At 59.5% G+C, this 18,465-nt stretch carries 15 protein-coding genes; 5 read left to right on the plus strand and 10 right to left on the minus strand.

Features of this window, described 5'->3' with window-relative positions; translation table 11 throughout:
- Positions 1-135 precede the first annotated feature (135 nt).
- Together V8J82_RS09835 and V8J82_RS09840 are read left to right on the plus strand one after the other, a co-directional pair.
- Positions 136-882: a DUF1868 domain-containing protein gene (locus tag V8J82_RS09835; protein ID WP_339974765.1), complete on the plus strand. Its 747-nt coding sequence runs from the start codon at positions 136-138 to the stop codon at positions 880-882.
- Entirely contained in the window at positions 879-1,721 is an 843-nt protein-coding gene (locus V8J82_RS09840; RefSeq protein WP_339974767.1) for an inositol monophosphatase family protein, read from the plus strand. The genes V8J82_RS09835 and V8J82_RS09840 overlap by 4 nt, the downstream gene beginning before the upstream one ends.
- Here the strand turns inward: V8J82_RS09840 and V8J82_RS09845 are convergent.
- Both V8J82_RS09845 and uxaC read right to left on the minus strand, forming a co-directional pair.
- Positions 1,718-3,124: a mannitol dehydrogenase family protein gene (locus V8J82_RS09845; protein ID WP_339974769.1), complete on the minus strand. Its 1,407-nt coding sequence runs from the start codon at positions 3,122-3,124 to the stop codon at positions 1,718-1,720. The genes V8J82_RS09840 and V8J82_RS09845 overlap by 4 nt on opposite strands.
- Complete coding sequence (gene uxaC / locus V8J82_RS09850; protein WP_339974771.1) at positions 3,121-4,527, minus strand: glucuronate isomerase; 1,407 nt, start codon at positions 4,525-4,527, stop codon at positions 3,121-3,123. The genes V8J82_RS09845 and uxaC overlap by 4 nt, the downstream gene beginning before the upstream one ends.
- Before the next feature lie 144 nt (positions 4,528-4,671).
- Here uxaC and pcaF point away from each other — a divergent pair, with 144 nt between their 5' ends.
- The 3 genes from pcaF (at position 4,672) to V8J82_RS09865 (ending at position 10,072) form a co-directional block, all read left to right on the plus strand.
- A complete protein-coding gene (gene pcaF / locus V8J82_RS09855) occupies positions 4,672-5,877 on the plus strand; it encodes a 3-oxoadipyl-CoA thiolase (protein WP_339974773.1) in 1,206 nt (401 codons plus the stop codon).
- 101 nt (positions 5,878-5,978) lie between these two features.
- Positions 5,979-7,025: an efflux RND transporter periplasmic adaptor subunit gene (locus V8J82_RS09860; RefSeq protein ID WP_339974776.1), complete on the plus strand. Its 1,047-nt coding sequence runs from the start codon at positions 5,979-5,981 to the stop codon at positions 7,023-7,025.
- Between the two features lie 11 nt (positions 7,026-7,036).
- A complete protein-coding gene (locus tag V8J82_RS09865) occupies positions 7,037-10,072 on the plus strand; it encodes an efflux RND transporter permease subunit (RefSeq protein ID WP_339976020.1) in 3,036 nt (1,011 codons plus the stop codon).
- A 66-nt stretch (positions 10,073-10,138) separates the two neighbouring features.
- Here V8J82_RS09865 and V8J82_RS09870 read toward each other — a convergent pair whose 3' ends face one another.
- The 8 genes from V8J82_RS09870 to V8J82_RS09905 form a co-directional block, all read right to left on the minus strand.
- Positions 10,139-10,915 (minus strand): hypothetical protein, encoded by a 777-nt coding sequence (locus tag V8J82_RS09870; RefSeq protein WP_339974778.1) that lies wholly within the window; start codon positions 10,913-10,915, stop codon positions 10,139-10,141.
- 127 nt (positions 10,916-11,042) lie between these two features.
- Entirely contained in the window at positions 11,043-11,990 is a 948-nt protein-coding gene (locus V8J82_RS09875) for an RDD family protein (protein ID WP_339974780.1), read from the minus strand.
- The gene (locus tag V8J82_RS09880) at positions 11,948-12,946 is read right to left on the minus strand and encodes a stage II sporulation protein M (RefSeq protein ID WP_339974782.1); all 999 of its coding nucleotides are present in this window, start codon (positions 12,944-12,946) and stop codon (positions 11,948-11,950) included. Before V8J82_RS09880 ends, V8J82_RS09875 begins: the two co-directional genes overlap by 43 nt.
- Positions 12,946-14,166, minus strand: coding sequence for a DUF58 domain-containing protein (locus V8J82_RS09885; RefSeq protein ID WP_339974785.1), 1,221 nt, complete (start codon positions 14,164-14,166; stop codon positions 12,946-12,948). Before V8J82_RS09885 ends, V8J82_RS09880 begins: the two co-directional genes overlap by 1 nt.
- Before the next feature lie 59 nt (positions 14,167-14,225).
- Entirely contained in the window at positions 14,226-15,182 is a 957-nt protein-coding gene (locus V8J82_RS09890) for an AAA family ATPase (protein ID WP_339974787.1), read from the minus strand.
- Positions 15,172-16,479 carry a hypothetical protein gene (locus tag V8J82_RS09895; protein WP_339974789.1) on the minus strand — a complete coding sequence of 436 codons (1,308 nt, stop codon included), beginning with the start codon at positions 16,477-16,479 and terminating at the stop codon, positions 15,172-15,174. The genes V8J82_RS09890 and V8J82_RS09895 overlap by 11 nt, the downstream gene beginning before the upstream one ends.
- On the minus strand, positions 16,476-17,132 hold the full coding sequence (locus V8J82_RS09900; RefSeq protein ID WP_339974791.1) for a DUF4129 domain-containing protein: 657 nt from the start codon (positions 17,130-17,132) through the stop codon (positions 16,476-16,478). The genes V8J82_RS09895 and V8J82_RS09900 overlap by 4 nt, the downstream gene beginning before the upstream one ends.
- A gap of 271 nt (positions 17,133-17,403) precedes the next feature.
- On the minus strand, positions 17,404-18,465 hold the full coding sequence (locus tag V8J82_RS09905; protein ID WP_339974793.1) for a 2Fe-2S iron-sulfur cluster-binding protein: 1,062 nt from the start codon (positions 18,463-18,465) through the stop codon (positions 17,404-17,406).

The raw sequence follows: 18,465 nt of genomic DNA on the forward strand, positions 1-18,465 counted from the left end.
ACACCAAGAAAAAAGACGTTAAGCGGTGTGGTGGGAATGGCATGAAGGCGTGCTGCCACAAACCATGGTTGCACACGACGTGTCATCGACCCATCACATTTGCCCTTTAGTCGAGGCGCGAAGAAGGAAATTGCGATGATTGCTTCCCAAAACCTCGATCCGGTGACCTATTTGACCGGGGCTCATACAGATGTGCCGCGCCCTCCTGCGGTGACCGAGCCTGGATTGGGCGGCAAATTCCAACCCACCGGCGTACCGTTGCCTTATCCGGGCAACACGGTCCTGTGCCATATCAACCAAGATTCCGGCGCCTTTGATGCGCTTGTTCGGCTGCAGGATCGCTTAAAGCAGGGGCCCTTGGCCGAGGCATTTACCTTTCTTCCCCAAGCCAGCCTGCACATGACGGTGTTCGATGGAATATCGGGGCCCAGCGATAGCCCGCCCGATTGGCCCGCAGATATTTCGAAAGACACGCCGCGCGATAAGGTCAGCGAGATCCTATTGGGCCGGTTGTCGAACCAATCCTGGCGTCAGTCGTTCCGTATCAGTCCCGTCACTTTGTTTGCCGGACATAGCCTGGTGGTCACCGGTGCGGATGCCGCTGAAACCGTCGCGATCGCCGACACACGTGTGGCCGTGCGTTCGGCGACACGGCTCAACGGGCGAAATTTCGACAGCTATCGCCAGCATATCACGCTGGCCTATTTGCTGCGTTGGCTGACGGCGGAGGAGGCGGCTGCGGTTGAAGCCCACGCTGCAGATTGCTACGGCCAATTCGTAGCCGAGATGGCGACTAGCGATATTGGGATCGGGCCGATGGAATTCTGCGACTTCGAGGATATGCATCATTTTGAGCCGCGCGCTCTGTTGACGCGCCCATGAGCAGCCAAGATGCCGCCGATCTGGACGCGCTGATCGCCATTACCCGCCATGTTGCAGCGCAACAGATCCTGCCCCGGTTCCGCAACCTTTCTGCGGCTGAGGTTCTGACAAAGGCTGACGATCAAGATCTGGTCACCGTCGCAGATCAAGAGGCGGAAGCCGATCTGACCGCCGCCGTCACCCATCGGTGGCCCGAGACGCAAGTGATCGGCGAAGAGGCTGTGTCGGATAATCCGTCGCTATTGGATCGGCTCGGGGATGCATCGCGCTGCGTCATTATCGATCCGGTCGATGGCACGGTGAATTTTGCTTCGGGCATCGCGACCTTCGGGGTCATTATTGCACTGGTCCGGGACGGCGTAACGCATGCTGGATTGTTGTATGATCCGGTCTTGGACGATTGGGTGGCTGCGGTGAAGGGTCAGGGCGCCTGGTATCAGCGGCCAGGCATGGCGCCGCGTCCCTTGCATGTGCGCAAGGTTGCCGATCCCGCCCAAGCTGAGGGTTTTGCCGCCGTCGGGTTTTGGGACAAAGAGGACCGAAAGTCAGAGATCGCGCGCTACGATGCGTTTGGCCATGTTCGCGTGATCCGCTGCTCGTGTCATGAATACCGCACCCTTGCCTTGGGGCGCGCCGATTTTGTGGTCGCCGGCGGCGAGAACCTGTTTCCTTGGGACCACGCGGCGGGCGCTTTGGTGGCGCAAGAGGCCGGTGCGAGCGTGCGCGTTGTGGGTCACGGGGACTACGCGCCAACCTTGCGCCGGGGTAAGCTATTGGTCGCAGGGGATGGCGATTTGCTCGATCATTTTCAGGTCGGGGATGCGGTCACGGCGGGCTAAAGAGCTGCGTGGACGCCATGCTCGCGGATCGTCTGATAGGCGTGCGCGACTTTGCTGTGGAACATATCGGACGCGGCAAGGTCAGACGCAAAAATGTTGTCAAAAGCCAAGATAGCTTCGACAGGATCTGGCCCGTCATGGGCCTGGCGCAAAGCGGTGGCTTGTGGGTCGCGCACATCGATCAGCTGACCGCTCAAATCTGCTCCCCCTACATAGATCATCCAAGCTGCAACCGCTGTTGCAACGCAATCGATATCCCGTCCTGCGCCCAGGTTGTCTGCGGCGGTCCCCAATAGGCGCTGCGGCAATTTCTTGGAACCGTCCATAGCGATCTGCCAGGTGCGGTGCTGAATGCTCGGGTTGCGAAAGCGCGTCATCAGATCGACGCAATAGGCCATCAGGTCGGTCCCCTCGGGCGCAGCGAGCGTTGGCACGATCTCAACTTGCCAAAGGCGTTTGCAAAACTCGGCCAAGGCCGGATCGGAGACGGCATCAAAGACTGTCTCATGCCCGGCGAGATACCCCAGATAGGCCAGCGCGGAATGGCTGCCGTTCAGGCAGCGCAGCTTCATTGCCTCATGCAGATGGACCGAGCCCGCCATCTCGGCACCCGCTGCCGCCCAATCCGGGCGTGCACCATCCACGAAATTGTCTTCGATGACCCATTGGCGGAACGGTTCATGCACCACGCAGGCCGCATCTTGCATGCCGGTTGCATCAGCCAATGCGGCGATATCTGCCGGGGTTGTGGCGGGCGCAATGCGGTCGACCATGGTGGCTGGAAACCGTGCTTCGCGAGCGATCCAATTGGCCAGGTCGGGGTCCTGTTCGGCGGCGAAATCTAGGACCAAACGGCGTATCAACGCCCCGTTATCGGGCAAGTTATCGCAAGGCAGGATGGTAAAGGGACGCAGACCAGCTCGGCGGCGGCGATCCAAAGCGGCTACGATATATCCGATAGCTGATCGCGGCGCTTCTGATCGCGCCAGATCACGGGCAATCTCAGGATCCTCCAGTGCGAGCTCGCCCTGTGCATTCGCTGGGTAGCCCTTCTCCGTGATGGTCAGCGACACGATGCGAATGTGCGGATCGGCCATCTGCTGTAGAATCGCCTCCGGATCCTCGGACGCAACCAGGATGTCGGAAATTGCGTTGATGACCCGATGTTCGAGGCCCTCTGCTGTTAGCGCGATGGCGGTATATGCGCAGCCTTGCGGTTTTAGTTGATTCCGTGCCGTTCCGCTGCGCAGAGCCACGGCGATGATCCCCCAATCGCCGCCCGATGCGTCCATTGCATCTTGTGTGAAGGGGGCATTGAAAGCGCGGAAAAACGCACCCGGGCCCAGATGGACAATGCCTGGCCGCGGGGCGGGCGCGGTGCGCATCAGCCTCGGGTAGCTCATAGATTATAGGCCTGTTGCGGCAGGGTTAGGGTCAGATCGTGCGCCAATTCAAACGCGTCGTTTTCCGCCAAACGGCCTGTTGCCACCAAGTCGGCCAGATAGGCGCAATCGACCCGCCGCGATACGTCATGGCGGGCGGGGATCGAACAAAAGGCGCGGGTATCATCGTTGAAACCGACCGTATTGTAGAAGCCGCAGGTCTCCGTCGTGGCGCGGCGGAAACGCTGAATGCCTTCATAGCTGTCGTGGAACCACCAGGGCGGCCCAAGTTTCAGGGCCGGATAGGCACCGGCAAGCGGGGCAAGTTCCCGCGAATAGGCGGTCTCGTCCAGCGTGAAGAGAATGATAGTCAGGTTCGGTTCCATCCCGACAGCGTCCAGCATCGGTTGCAGCGACAGGACATAATCGGTGCGGGTTGGGATATCGAACCCGGCGTCGCGCCCATGCATGGCGAGAACGGGCGCGGAATGGTTGCGGTGTGATCCTGCATGGAGTTGTAGCACCAGCCCATCATCCAACGACATCCGTGCCATTTCGGTTAGCATCTGCCCACGGAACAGATCGGCTTCAACCGCATTGCACTCGCCCAGCAAGGCTTTCGCAAACAGCGCCTTCGTCTCAGCTATTGGAAAGTTTGCAGTGGTCGCTTTGGGATGCCCATGGTCACTGGCCGTCGCGCCCATTGACTTGAAATAGGCCCGTCGCTTGCGGTGGGCGGCGAGGTAGCCATCCCATGTGGTCGTGTCTTCGTCCGTTATTTCTGCCAAAGTCTGCAGGTTGGCCACGAAATCGGGCGTCTCAGGGTCGATGATCGTATCGGGACGGTAGGTTGGGATGATGCGACCCGACCATGCGCTTTCCCGGATCCGGCCATGGGCACTTAGATCATCCAGCGCGCCATCGGTGGTGGCCAGACACGCGATCTGAAATTGATCAAAGAGGGCGCGGGGGCGGTATGCGGGATCGGCCAGGCGCGTTTCGATGTGATCGTAGATGGCGTCGGCCGTTTGCTCGGACAGAACCTCCTCCACCCCAAAGACGTGCTCAAAGGCGTGGGTCAGCCACATCGATGAGGGCGTTCCACGAAACAGATGAAAATGTGTCGCAAAACGCCGCCAGATCATCCGAGGATCCGTTTCCACGCGACCGCCGTCCCTGCGGGCAACGCCCAGATCGGCATGGGGAATGCCTTGGCTGACCAGCATCCGAAACACGTAGTGATCCGGCACGACGAACAAGCTGGCGGGATCAGGGAACCGCATATCGTCAGCGAACCAGTTCGGGTCGCAATGGCCATGCGGACTGATGATCGGCAGTGTCTCGACGGTTTCAAACAGCGCACGTGCAATCGCGCGACTGCGCGGATCGGTCGGCAACAGCCTGTCGGGGTCCAGGGATGTCATGGCACAATCGGTAGGCCAGGGCGCACGGGGTGTCAAAGCGCGTGACTGTCACGTTACGTCCATCGGGCCGAAAAAGATGATCTGTAACGCATTCCCAGCGGCAAACGCGCCTGCTAGGCTCCTCCAAATGACGGGAGGATCACAATGACCGAGGCCTTTATATGCGACTATATCCGCACTCCAATCGGGCGGTTCGGGGGCGCGCTTGCGCCGGTGCGGGCAGATGATCTGGGCGCGGTGCCCCTGCGGTCATTGATGACGCGCAACCCAAAGGTCGATTGGGCGGCGGTCGATGACATGTTCTATGGCTGCGCCAACCAAGCGGGCGAAGACAATCGCAACGTCGCACGGATGTCCGCGCTGTTGGCGGGCCTGCCCGAGGCCGTTCCGGGCAGTACGATCAACCGGCTCTGCGGATCGGGTATGGATGCCATTCTGGCGGCTGCGCGCGCGATAAAAGCCGGAGAGGCCGATCTTATGATCGCTGGCGGTGTCGAAAGCATGTCGCGCGCGCCGTTTGTGATGCCCAAGGCCGATGCCGCGTTTTCCCGCCAGGCCGAGATCTTTGACACGACGATCGGTTGGCGGTTCGTGAACCCGACAATGCAGTCGCAATATGGCATCGATTCCATGCCGGAAACTGCCGAAAATGTGGCGGAGGACTACGACATCAGCCGCGCTGACCAAGACGCATTTGCGGTGCGTTCTCAGCAGAAGGCCGGCGCTGCGATGGATACGGGGCGTTTGGCGCGAGAGATTACGCCGGTTTCAATCCCTCAGCGAAAAGGGGAGACGATTGAGGTCACGGCAGACGAACATCCGCGACCGCAGACGACGTTGGAGGCGTTGGCAAAGTTGAGGGCGCCGTTCCGATCCGGTGGCAGCGTGACGGCTGGCAACGCATCGGGGGTCAATGACGGCGCGGCAGCGCTGATCATCGCATCCGAGGCCGCCGCGATACGCCATGGATTGACCCCGATTGCACGGATTATGGGCGGCGCTACTGCCGGGGTCGCGCCCCGGATTATGGGTATCGGACCGCTGCCCGCTTCGCAAAAGCTGATGGCGCGGCTCGGCCTTGGGATTGCGGATTTTGATGTGATCGAATTGAACGAGGCGTTCGCCGCCCAAGGTCTCGCTGTGCTGCGTGGGCTGGATGTTGCCGATGACGATCCCCGTGTAAACCCTAATGGCGGTGCCATCGCACTTGGGCATCCTTTGGGGATGTCGGGCGCCCGGATCACAGGCAGTGCGGCGTTGGAATTAAAGCTAAATGGCGGCAAGCGTGCCCTGGCCACAATGTGTATCGGCGTCGGGCAGGGGATCGCCGTGGCGCTAGAGACTGTCTGACGCCATCGTCTCGGCGCTGGGCCAATCGTTGCGGATGAAGCGATAACGAATCTTGCAATTGCATAGGGGCTATGTTTGCTCCCCTGAAAAGGGGACTGATCATGGTTTCATTCGGGCGCGCGGTTCTGGTTTTGGTGTTGGGCATCGGGGCTTCGATCCCAGTAGCCGCTCAGGAAGCGCCGCCGCGGCCAGCCATTTTGATGGATGTTTCTTCCGACGAGGTCGGCGTGACACGCCAGTTTTTTGGCCATGTCGTCGCACGGCAGACCGTCGATCTGGCATTTCAAGTGGGCGGTCAAATCGTTGAATTCCCAGCGCCCGAGGGGGAGGTTATTCCGGCCGGCGACCTGGTGGCGCGCTTGGATCTGGAACCGTTCGAGTTACAGGTGCAGCAGGCGCAATTGCAATTGGAGCAGGCCGAACGGGCACTGACCCGCTTGCAGCAATTGACGGTTTCGGTCACCGAAGTGCAATTGCAAGACGCAGAGACCGATGTTGCGTTGGCCAGCGTGGCCCTACGCAATGCCGAGGTCGCCTTGGACAACGCTACGCTGATGGCGCCGTTCGACGCTTTGGTGGCCAGCCGGAACGTCGCAAATTTTTCAACCGTCAATCAAGGCACACCCGTGGTGCGGCTCCATGACATGTCGGAGCTGCGGATCGAAATCGACGTGCCTGAGGTGCTGTTTCAGCGGGCAGGCGAGGATGCCGATATCCGCCTGGAGGCGCGCTTTCCCACCAGCGATCAGACATATCCGCTGGAAACACGCGAATTCAATGCCGAGGCATCGTCGGTCGGGCAGAGCTTTCGATTGACCCTTGCCCTTCCCTCCGACAACGGCGTCGCGGCATTGCCGGGCAGCTCAGTGATCGTCTTTGCGACCCTGTTCGAAGGCGACGCGCCGATGCTGATCCCTGCCACGGCGCTGCGGATCGCGAATGATGGGGCTGCCTCTGTGCTGCGCTTTGTACCGGGGACCGACAACACCGGCACCGTGGAAGAGGTGCCGGTCAGCGTCTCGCCCACTCGTGACGGTAGGATCGAGGTGACCGAAGGCCTAAGGCCTGGCGATGAGATCGTGCGCACCGGGGCGCATGCCATTGACGATGGTCAAACTGTGCGCCGCTTTGAAGGCTTCTCAAATTGAGCGTCGGGTCATTGTCCATCGCGCGTGGCTCCATCGAGAAACCGATCCTGACCTGGCTTGTGATGTTGATCTGCCTCTTCGGTGGGATCTGGGGGTTCATGTCGCTTGGTCGGCTGGAAGATCCGGCCTTTACGATCAAGCAAGCTATCGTGATCACGCAATATCCGGGCGCCTCGGCCGAGCAGGTGATGATCGAAGTCTCTGAACCGTTAGAGGCGGCGATCCAGCGGATGGCGGAGGTTAACCGCGTTACCTCACGCAACATGCCCGGCGTATCCCGATTGGATGTTGAGGTTCAGGATACCTTTTCCGGTGAGGAATTGCCGCGCATTTGGACAGAATTGCGCGAGCGGATCACCAATATCAGCGGCGATCTGCCCGAAGGCGCCGGTACACCGTTTGTCGATGATGGCTTCGGTGATGTATACGGCATCTTTTTTGCAATCACCGCCCCCGGCATGACCGATGCCGAACGACACGATTTGGCAACCTTTCTCAGGCGTGAGGTGCTGGCCATAGATGGTGTTGCCGATGTTGAGGTGGCCGGGCTCCCCGAAGAGGCGATTTTTGTCGAGCCGAACCAGGTGGTTGCCGCAAATCTGGGCATCAACCCCCAAACTATCTCGCAAGCCATCGCCAATGCCGACAGCGTTGCCGCGGCCGGCGCGGTGGATCTGGATGACGGCGCACGGGTGCGCATTCAGGCGCCCGAAGGATCTGACACAGTGGTGGAAATTGCATCGCTGACGATCGGTGTAGGTGGGGATACGATCAACCTGATCGATGTGGCCGATGTCAGCCGAGGGCGGCAGGACAATCCAGATCAGATCATCCGCTTCAATGGGGAAGAGGCCTTTACTCTGGGCATTGCTGGACAAAGCGATGAGAACATCGTGGAAATTGGCGCTCGCGTCGATGCACGTTTGGCGGAATTATCGCCCGAAATTCCGTATGGCGTAGAGCTTCACCCGATCTACCAGCAGCATGTCGTGGTGGATGAATCGTCAAATGGTTTCTTGATCAACTTGGCGATGTCGGTCGGTATCGTGGTACTGGTGTTGGGGCTGTTCATGGGCCCCCGCGCGGCGATCGTGGTGGGCACGACGCTTTTGCTGACGGTCGTCGGTACGCTGCTGTTCATGTCAATTTTCGCCATCGAGATGGAGCGGATTTCGCTGGGCGCGTTAATCATCGCGATGGGGATGTTGGTCGACAACGCCATTGTCGTGGCCGAAGGGATGCAAATCTCGATGTTGCGGGGCAAAAGCTCTCGCGATGCGGCGGAGGAGGCCGCGGGTAAGACACAGATCCCGCTGCTGGGCGCCACTGTGATCGGGATCATGGCCTTTGCTGGGATTGGTCTGTCGCCGGACTCGACCGGAGAGTTCCTTTTCTCTCTTTTCGCGGTGATCGGCATTTCGCTGCTGCTGTCTTGGGTCTTGGCGATCACTGCCACGCCTTTGCTTGGCCACTACGTGTTCAAACGCGGCACAGATGCGTCCGGGGATGCATATGGCGGCATGGTCTTCCGGATCTATGGCGCGACGCTGCGCGCCGCATTGCGGTTCCGTTGGGCGGTGCTGACGCTCCTCGTCGTCGTAACGGTGTTGTGCTTTGTCGGGTTTGGACAGGTCCGGCAGCAATTCTTTCCCAATTCGAACACGCCGATCTTCTTGACCCACCTGACCATGCGGCAGGGTACCCCGATTGCCGAGACCGCGGAGCGGATGGCGTTGCTTGAAGCATTTTTGGCCGAGCGCGACGATGTTGTATCCGTCTCCAGCTTCACCGGCCAAGGCGCGACGCGGTTCTTGCTAACCTATAGCAGCGAACCGACCGATCCTGGCTACGGGCATCTGATCATCCGCACCCCGAATCTTGAAGCGATCCCGCCGTTGCAAACCGCGCTTGAGGCCTTCGCTGCCGAGATGATTCCGGAAGCTGAGTTTCGCACTGAACGTTTGGTTTTCGGACCCGGCGGCGGTAGTCCGATTGCCGTCCGGTTTTCCGGGGGCGATCGCGAGGTTTTGCGGAACTTGGCGGATCAAGCAATGACTGCAATGTCCGACGCGTCACCCGATATTCTGAACCCGCGGATCGATTGGCGGGAACAGGAATTCGTGCTGAACCCAAACTACAACACGGACCGCGCCCAGGCCGCAGGTGTCAGCCGGGATGATGTCGCGCAGATGCTGCGTTTTGCCACTGAGGGCGAGGTCACTGGCACGTATCGGGAGGATGAACGCTCGATCCCGATCATCCTGCGTGCGGCGCCGGATGCGAATATAGCTCTGCTCGATCATGTCACCATTTCTCAAGACGGTGAGACGCTGTTGTCGCTGGAACAGGTGGTCGATGGGTTCAGCCTTGAGGCACAAGATACGTTGATCATGCGGCGCGACCGTCTGCCGACGATCACCGTTGGTGCCTCGATCCCGCCGGAACGTACCGCCGCCGAGGTCCATGCCGAAGTGCGCGCCGCGGTTGAGGCGATCCGCTTGCCCGTCGGCTACCGGATGGAGTGGGGGGGTGAGTTCGAGAATTCGAACAACGCCAATGAAAGCCTAGGCGCGCAATTGCCAGTGACCGCGTTGATCATGGTCTTGATCTCGGTTCTGCTATTCAACGCCGTGCGCCAGCCACTGATCATTTGGCTGCTGGTCCCGATGTCCGTGAATGGTGTGGTGTTGGCGTTGCTGGGCACCGGTCTGCCCTTCACCTTCACGGCCTTGCTGGGGTTGCTAAGTCTATCGGGCATGCTGATCAAAAATGGGATCGTCTTGGTCGAAGAAATCGATTTGGTAAAGGTAGATGGCGGGCCGATCCGAGATGCAATTGTCGAGGCTTCCACATCGCGCCTCCGGCCCGTTCTACTCGCGGCGAGTACGACGATTTTGGGTATGATCCCCTTGCTGGGCGATGCTTTTTTTGTGTCGATGGCCGTGACGATCATGGGGGGGCTCGCCTTCGCCTCTATCCTGACATTGGTGGCCGCGCCGGTCTTGTATGATGTCTTTTTCCGAGGTGGCTCAATAAAGGCAGCGTGATCCTTGGGCACGAAAGAGACCGACGCTTTGCACAGCGTCGGCCTTGCTCTGTCGCGTGAGAGTTCTTTACTCGAAGACGTTGACGATATCGTCGACCCCGACGCCTTCCTTAATCTCGCGCAGGCGGGCATAGGCCAGTGCCGTTGCGATCCCGCTAATACCGTAGGCGATCGAATTGACGAAAACGGTGATGATCAGGGCCACGACGATGCCGCCAATGGCGGCAGCCAGGAACTGGGTGATGAAGCCCAGAACGATGAAGAAGATAGCGATCACCAGGAATAGTCCGACAATCGGCCAGCGATATCCCTTGGTGAGTTCGGCGCTCCGGCCCATCCCGCCAAAGCCGACACGTTCAATTGCAACAGCGGGCGCTGTGACAAAAAACACCGCGTAGATCCACAAACCTGGAATGATCAAAAAGACGAGACCGATACTGGCAAGAATACTGATCGCGATGAACAGAATTGCGATGGGCAGCGCGGAGCTTAGGGCCGGGCCGAAATACTCCCCAACGCTGATTGGACGGCCGAGTTTGGCGTTGTAGGCAAGCTGCACGAGCAACGCGACGATCAAACCGTAAATTGCAAACTGCACGATCATTGATAGGCCAAATGTGATCCCGATACCGGGGCCAGCGAACGCATCCAAGGTTTGCTCTGGATCAGCGGTACCCAGCGCGACGCTCCAGCCCAGCAAGACGCCGCTGACGGCCAGGCCGATAAAGGTAGGAATCGCGGCCAGAATGACGACGGCCACGAAATTCTTAGAAAGAATGGAAAAGCTCTCGCTGATAATGGCCCCGACGCCAAGCGGGGCCGTGGGATTTGTCGCATCTGTCATGTGCCGTCCTTATCTCAAAAAAACTCCAAACACCGGGGACGTGACTCAAAAATCAAACCCGGCCAGACATATACTCACGTTTACGTGAATTCGATCCATGGAACCAATATGGATTTCGGGGGCCACGTCATGGGTCTTTTTCCGCCGTGGCATGGTGCTTGTCGACGCGCCTGTCGCCAAAGAGCTGACGTTGTTCCAGATGGGCGCGTTGGGCGGCATAGAACGCTTTCAGGAACGCGGTGCGATTGTTAGGTGTAACGGCGTCAGCATAACCGATTTTCTGCCGGATTTTTTCGACAATGGCAGACAACGTCTCGTTGTGGCGGACTTGATCGACATTCCCCTCCACCCGCAGCACACGTTCAAGGGTCTGCAATTCGAAAGCGCCGTAATGGTCCAACTGATAGGGCAAAAAACTGAATTCGGTCCCATCGACAGCCGCAGGTGCGCGCCCGCTGGCGAGGTCTTTGAGCAAAATTGGCTGCGGCAAATGCACGACATGGGTGCCCGCCAGGAAGTCGCCCAGACGTCGCCGGTAGCGGTTGCCCAGTGGAATGGCGAGGGTCATCAAAACCCACATCGTCCCGATCAGCGACCCAATCGGCGAACTGGCATCAAGCGACAAGAGCAACGTGATCGGCAAAAAGATCTCTGCCTCTTTCATCAGATTTCGAAGCACGATCGCATGGGTCGTCAGGGTGCCGCCATCATGGGAGACAACTTTGATTTTCATGATGCGCTTGCCGAGTGTCTGGCCGTTCCACATCAGTTCGAACAAGACGTAGTAGGGGATGCGGATCAGGAAGAAGGCGAAGGAGGCAATTGCCAAAAACCCGATCATGCTCACCGCGTTCAAGAACACCGCCAGAAACACAACAGCAAGGGCGGCACAGCCGGTGATCAGGATATCGGTGATCTGCGCAGCCATGCGCACGCCGACACCAGCAATTTTCAAATGAACCGGCACGCCTTCGGGAGGGACCAATTGGCTTGGGTCCGACCGCGATGTGCGGGTCCTTTTGCGCCACCTGATCACGTCTTCGTCCGTCCTGTCAGCGCAAACCAAGCCAGCCACAAAGCGCCGATCCCCCAGCCGACCACATAGCGGATCACCGGATCTTGGATCAATTGGCGGGCAAAACCTTCCAACGCCGCCGCCGCCAACAGCATCAAAGCGGCCACGAGCGCCAGCTTGACGGCATCCCGTCCAGCCTCGCGCAGCGCGTCGGCCCGGGTTAGATCACCCGGAAACAGCACAGCAGTGCCAAGCTTCAGGCCACCGCCACAGGCAATACAGATGGCCGCCAATTCTGTAACTCCGTGTACAGACAGCCATCCACCTAGATCATAGCCAAGCCCCCGTTCCACATGCAGGGCCATGAACGCGCCGATGATAATCCCGTTGTAGAAGGTCAGCATCGCAGCAGGCGCGCAGGCAAAAGCGCCCAAGCCGAATACGAAGATTGCGATGCGCGTATTGTGCGAGAACAGATAGGTCGCAAAGGCGCCCAGCCCGCCTTCCCGGCTGTGCTCATCATAAATCACCGCGCGCAGCGAGGCTGTCGATGCGTCGGGGCCACGGCCCTGGGCCAGTTCGCCGGGAATGAACACATAAAACCAACTGGGATCTTCCAGATACAGCAGATAGCCGACCACGGCGCCCAGAAACATCGCCATAATGCCCGCGACCACATAAGCCCAATTGCGCCGCATCGCCTGTGGCGCGCTTTGGGTGAAAAAGCGACCGACAATTCCGCCCAAGCGCTCTTGCGGTGCATAGACGCTGAGATAGGCGCGGGCGGTCAGCGCCTCCAGATAATCCAGCAACGCACGGTCCAGTGAGATTTCGCGTGCGATGGCCAAAGAGGTCGTGACTTGTCGGTACAAAGCAGCCAATTCCTTGGCGGCATCGAATTCCATCCGGTGCAATCCCCGGCGCTCGGCTTCTTCGACCAAGGCCTCCAACTTGCGCCAACTGTCTTCGCGTTCCGCGCGGAAGCGGGCGGAGCGCATGAGCTGTGCGGTCTCCATCAAATCAACTCCCGCGCTTTGATTTCTAGATAGGCTGTGATCAGCTTTGGCGTGACGGATTTGGGGTCTGCATCGATCACGGTGACGCCAATGCGGTTCAGGCGTTCCAGCACCAGACGCCGCTCGGCGATGGATTGGTTGGCGGCCACAAGCATCGCGACACTGTCCAAATCCTGCGGCGCCTCATCGACATATCGTTCGATCGACGTGTCACGAATGGCTACGAAGACAACCAGATGGCGTTTCGCCAATAGACTAATGTTTTCGACCAAAAGCTCGGCTGAGGTCACATCGACAAAATCGGTGAAGATGATGATCAGGCTGCGCTTTTTCGTGCGCGCGCCCAACTCCGTCAGGGCCAGGGTGTGGTTGGTCTCACGCCGGACATAATCGAGCTCCGCGGCCCAACTGCGCATCCGCGCAAAGGCGATCCGGCCCGGTTCCGGCGCGAAATAGCTGCGCGGGCGCACATCGTAGGAAAAGTATCCCACCAAATCACCGCCCACCGCAGCGGCCCATGCCGTTGCGAGTGCTGCGGTCACCGCGTGGTCGATCTTTGGTACACCCGCCACATCCTCGCCCATCAGGTACCCGTTATCCAAAGCGATGATGACATGGTGGTTGCGCTCGGCCCGCAGCTCGCGTGCAACCAGTGATCTGGTTCTGGCGGAGCGTTTCCAGTCGATGGTTTTCACGTCCATTCCAGGTACGAAATCGCGTAGTTGATGGAATTCGGAGCCCTCGCCAATCGCGAAGTTTTCTTTCACGCCGTATAGGGTGGATTCCACCCGGGTCGAAATCTCACCGGACCGGACACGACGGATATTGGGGACGACGCGGATGGATTGTGCCAATGCCAAACGCGGCACAAATTCAAACAAGCCAAAGCGCGATTCCCAAGATAGCCACAGCCGATCAACCTGCCAGACACCACGGCGCAGGGCCTTCAAATCCAATGTCGCGCTGCCATCGGTGAAGGTGAATTCCGTCGGTCCCTCTATTCCGTCAGGCCATTCAATTCTGCCTGTGACGCCGGGCCGAGACGTCTCGAAGCTGATTTCGAACACCAGATTTTCGCCTACGAAGACTTCGGTCGGCGCGTCAACGCCCACACTTTGTCGCGGGGCGCGCGAGGCCACCAGATCGCAGATCGCAAAAACACCCAGTGCCAACCATAGGAACGGGATGGCTTGCCGCAAGCTCTCATCAAGCGCTGCCACAAGCGCCGTCAGGGACAGCGCGGCCAGGCCGATCAGCAGAAATTTAAACGATGGGCGTATCAGCGGGGGGCCTCGACCTGGTTGAGGATGTTCTCCAAAACATCACGTGGCCCGCGCCCTTCGATCTCGGCGGCGGGTCCTAGGACGATCCGGTGTTGCAGCGCCGGGACAATCATCCGCTTCACATCGTCGGGGATCGCAAAATCACGGCCCGCCAGGGCGGCAGCAGCACGCGTGGCCCCGGCTATGGCATCGGCGGCGCGGGTCGAGGCACCATAGGCGATGTCATCGCTTTGACGCGTCGCACGCACCAGGCGCAGAATATAGGCTAAGATCTCATCCTGTAGGATGATTGAGTCCACCAAGGCCCGGCTTTCGGCCATCGCCTCTGGCCCAAGTACTTGGTCGATGCCTGCTGTCTCTACCCCGCGATCCAGCGGCTCGGCAGCATGCTTTTGAAGGATCGACATTTCCACCGCTTCGTCTGGGAAATCGATGTTAAGCTTAAAGAGAAACCGGTCGAGTTGCGCCTCGGGCAGGGGATAGGTGCCCTGCTGTTCAATCGGGTTCTGGGTCGCCACGACCAGGAATTCCTTGCCAAGGTCATAGTCGGTGCCGTCGATTGTGACGGCCTGTTCGTTCATCGCTTGTAGCAGAGCAGCCTGCGTCTTGGGGGGTGCACGGTTGATTTCGTCGGCCAAAAGTACCTGTGAAAAGACCGGGCCCTTGGTCAACACGAATTCATTGGTCTTGAAGTTGAAGATTGACGTGCCCAAAACATCGCCCGGCATCAGATCGGGCGTGAACTGGATGCGTCCGAACTCAAGGTTCAACGCGGCGGCAAAGCTGCGCGCCAGCAGGGTCTTCGCCGTGCCGGGGGGGCCTTCCAGCAGAACATGGCCACGGGAAAACAACGCTGTCAGCAGCAGGTCGATGGCCTCTTCCTGTCCAAGCACACTTTTGGCCAGTTCGGCCCGCAGGGCGTCGGCGCGGCTGGCAAGCGTTTCAAGTGTCATGGGTGATGTCCTCCAGGACTTCTTCTAGGTTTCGAACGTGACTGGCCGCCTCGCTGGCGGTGATCCGGTTGGGGGCGCCGCGCAGGTTGTCCAATACCGATGCCAACCGGGCGGCATGGGCCGGGTGGCGGCGCTGGACATAGGTCTGGAAGGTCGCATCGGTGCCGTAGCTTGGTCCGTGGGCGGGCCCCAGAATGGCCGTTGCGGTGGCCGCGATGCGCGCCGAGGCATAGGCGCCCAGCATCGCGCCATCCTGGTCGGTGAGCCGCATCAGGCGTGCACGCGCGCGGATGGCCAGCGTCTTGCTGGCACCAAGATCTTGCTGCGACCGCCGTGGCGGGCCGTTCCGAATGCCGCTGCGCCAGATGGCCAGGGCCATGCAGGCCGCCCCGCCCATCCATAGGAACGTGAATGGCGGCGCGAAGAAGCGTAGCAGATCATCCCAATCTCGCTCTCGTGTGACGGCTTCGCGGGCCTCGATAAACCACGATTGCGTACTGTAATCGATCAACATCAGGCCGCCATCGTAAAGCGTTCCGAGGAAATCGGCGGCAATTGTGGCATTGTCGCCCAACCGCAGCCCATGGTTGTTCAACAGATCCGGATCACTAAGCACCAGTACTTCGGTCTTGCCATCGGAACTGGCGCAGGCCCCCAAAAGCATTGCCTCTTGTGTGCCGATGATCGGGCGGCAATCGGCCCCTGAGATCACTTGCGCGGCGTAGATCTGCGCCTCCATCGGATCGCCACTCTCCGCTATATAAGAGAAGTTGCTGAAGGCGGTCGGCGCATATGTCAGTTCCGCGCCGCGCAACCCGACGATAGACTGAAACGCCCGCTCGATCCGGTCATGTTCCGATAGAAGGATTGGATGCCCGATCCCGGTCAGCCGTAAACCTGTACGCCATTTGGGCAAGACAATCAGCGTGGGCACGGCTTCTGTCTTGGCCAACAGCTCATGCATGAATTGATCGAATTCGTCTTGCTGAAGCAGTAATTCTTCTTGCGTCGACGGGCGCGCGCGCTGGGCGGCGAGGTCCGTGTCGAAGAGCGGCACGATGGCCAGATCGACCCGATTCCGCTCGATCTGCCAGCCCCCGAAGAAGTTCTGCGCGGGTACATCACGGGAATCCAGCCACGTCTCAAGCCCATCGAACCCCATCGGCGAGGCGCGCAATTCCGTCTGGCTTTGGGAATAGATATAGGCCCCGACGCCAATCACCACCGCAACGATCAGACCGATCACAATGAATTCTGTCTGTCGGCCTTCGCCCGAGCTTTGCGTGAGCGTGCTCATGTGGTCTGTCCGCTTAGAAAGGGACGGATGGTGGCAACATGTGTCTGGAATTCCTGCTCGCTGATATCGCGATTGCCGTATTGCACACGTTCACTGGTCAAGACCAAAGCGCGGAGGGGCGTGACATCCCGGCCGAGCCGCGCCACGCGGCGCAAGGCCTCGCGGGCGGTCCAGCTTTTCTGCGGAAGGATATCGTTGGATGCCAGGGTATCCGCCAATGCGCGGCGGGCCAAAGCGACGATGGCCTCGCGCTTGTCAGATAGTGCCAGGATCGCGTCCATGCCGATCACCACCTCACCGTCCAAGATCTGTGGACCGAGCGTCTTTCTGCGTCCAATCTCCGCGTTTTCGGAGTCGTCACGCAGCGTCAGCCCGCCTCCAAATCGGTGCAGCAGATAAGCCATGCCCCCCAGAAGGAGAATGACGATAACCCAAAACAAGAATTGATTGGAGGTCGACCCCGGATTTGCGCGGCTGGATTGGGTTTGTTCCTCGGGCACCTCGGCGTCGGTTTCCAAGGCGGGGGCCTCCCGGTCGGGATCAAAGTAGACGACGTCGGTTTCAACACCCGCGCGGCGGACCGCGCGCAGATAGGCCTCACCCGATGCGGTGATTTCTAACGTCTCAGCCTCGGCGTCTTGGGCATGGGCCATTCCGGAAAATGGCGTCTGAAAAAGAAGGGCCGACAGGAAAAGGACAGCAAAGAATAACAGGCACGTGCGAACCATGCGGTAGTGATGGAGGATTGCGACGCTTGCCGCAACCACCTGTATTCCCGACCTTGCATGGCTTTGTGCAAGATCCTCAATTTCAATATGAATTTTCGCATTCGGGGCGGCTTGCTCAGGATTTCAACAGATCAAAAATCCATCCGCGTCGCGCGAGCAGGGCCGCAAGCAGCAGGTCAAACCGCAAAACTCAGCGTTAATGGTCCTGGAACTCCACGGTGATCGTGTCGGTCGTTGGCACGGCCTGACAACTCAACACCGTTCCGCGCGCCACCTCGTAATCTTCAAGTGCATGGTTGGTCAGCATATCTGCGTGGCCTTCGCGGATCTGGCACATGCAGGTGGAACAGACCCCGGCGCGACAGGCATATGGTGCATCAAGCCCGGCGCGGAGTGCGGCCTCTAGGATGGTTTCCCCATCGGATACAGAAACCTGCTGGCTTGTCCCGTCTAAAACGATGGTGGCCACGGCGCCCGTGGCGCTGTCGTCCAGTATCGCGCGTTGCGGTGCTTGACCCTGCTGGTTGCTGCCGAACAGCTCATATTTGATCGCATCTTTCGGCATACCATGGGCTGCGAGACGGTCGGCGATCACGTGCATCGCGGGTTCGGGGCCGCAGATGAAGGCGGTATCTGCTGTAGCGATCGGCACCCAGTTGGTGAACATGGCATCCAGCTTGGCCGCGTCGATCCGACCGGTGAACAAATCGATGCCCGTTGGGTCGTTTTTGAGGATATAGACGATGTTCAAACGGCCCATATGCTCGTTTTTGAGATCTTCCAGTTCTTCGCGGAACATGGCCGACCCAACAGAGCGATTTGCGTAGATCAGGGTAAACCGGCTATTGGGCTCCACGGCCAAAACCGAGCGCAGGATCGACAGGACGGGTGTGATACCTGACCCGATTGCAAAGCCGAGGTAGTGTTTGCGGGCATCGGGTGACAGCGCGGTGTGGAATGTGCCCATCGGGCTGAGCGCCTCGATCCGATCGCCGATCTTCAGATGTTCATTGGCCCAGGTGGAAAAGGCTCCGCCACGCACCTTCTTAATTCCCACCTCCAATGTTCCATCTTTGATGCCTGCGCTGATCGAATAGGCCCGGCGCAACTCGACACCGCCGATGTCGCGCCGGAACGTCAGATATTGGCCTTGATTGAACGGCAGGGTCGATCCATCTACCGGCGCGAGGCGAACGGCAATTGCGTCGGGCGTGGTCCGATTAACGGCCGTCACTTCAAGGTCGATAAACCGCGCCAT

The organism is Gymnodinialimonas mytili, from assembly GCF_037544085.1.
Lineage (GTDB): Bacteria > Pseudomonadota > Alphaproteobacteria > Rhodobacterales > Rhodobacteraceae > Gymnodinialimonas > Gymnodinialimonas mytili.

Excerpts from the sequence above, each read along its gene's own strand:
- V8J82_RS09870 (WP_339974778.1), bottom strand. The coding sequence starts at position 10,915 with ATGACAGATGCGACAAATCCCACGGCCCCGCTTGGCGTCGGGGCCATT.
- V8J82_RS09900 (WP_339974791.1), bottom strand. The coding sequence starts at position 17,132 with ATGGCCCATGCCCAAGACGCCGAGGCTGAGACGTTAGAAATCACCGCA.
- V8J82_RS09905 (WP_339974793.1), bottom strand. The coding sequence starts at position 18,465 with ATGGCGCGGTTTATCGACCTTGAAGTGACGGCCGTTAATCGGACCACG.
- V8J82_RS09840 (WP_339974767.1), top strand. The coding sequence starts at position 879 with ATGAGCAGCCAAGATGCCGCCGATCTGGACGCGCTGATCGCCATTACC.
- V8J82_RS09880 (WP_339974782.1), bottom strand. The coding sequence starts at position 12,946 with ATGGAGACCGCACAGCTCATGCGCTCCGCCCGCTTCCGCGCGGAACGC.
- V8J82_RS09845 (WP_339974769.1), bottom strand. The coding sequence starts at position 3,124 with ATGAGCTACCCGAGGCTGATGCGCACCGCGCCCGCCCCGCGGCCAGGC.
- pcaF (WP_339974773.1), top strand. The coding sequence starts at position 4,672 with ATGACCGAGGCCTTTATATGCGACTATATCCGCACTCCAATCGGGCGG.
- uxaC (WP_339974771.1), bottom strand. The coding sequence starts at position 4,527 with ATGACATCCCTGGACCCCGACAGGCTGTTGCCGACCGATCCGCGCAGT.
- V8J82_RS09835 (WP_339974765.1), top strand. The coding sequence starts at position 136 with ATGATTGCTTCCCAAAACCTCGATCCGGTGACCTATTTGACCGGGGCT.
- V8J82_RS09895 (WP_339974789.1), bottom strand. The coding sequence starts at position 16,479 with ATGAGCACGCTCACGCAAAGCTCGGGCGAAGGCCGACAGACAGAATTC.
- V8J82_RS09860 (WP_339974776.1), top strand. The coding sequence starts at position 5,979 with ATGGTTTCATTCGGGCGCGCGGTTCTGGTTTTGGTGTTGGGCATCGGG.
- V8J82_RS09890 (WP_339974787.1), bottom strand. The coding sequence starts at position 15,182 with ATGACACTTGAAACGCTTGCCAGCCGCGCCGACGCCCTGCGGGCCGAA.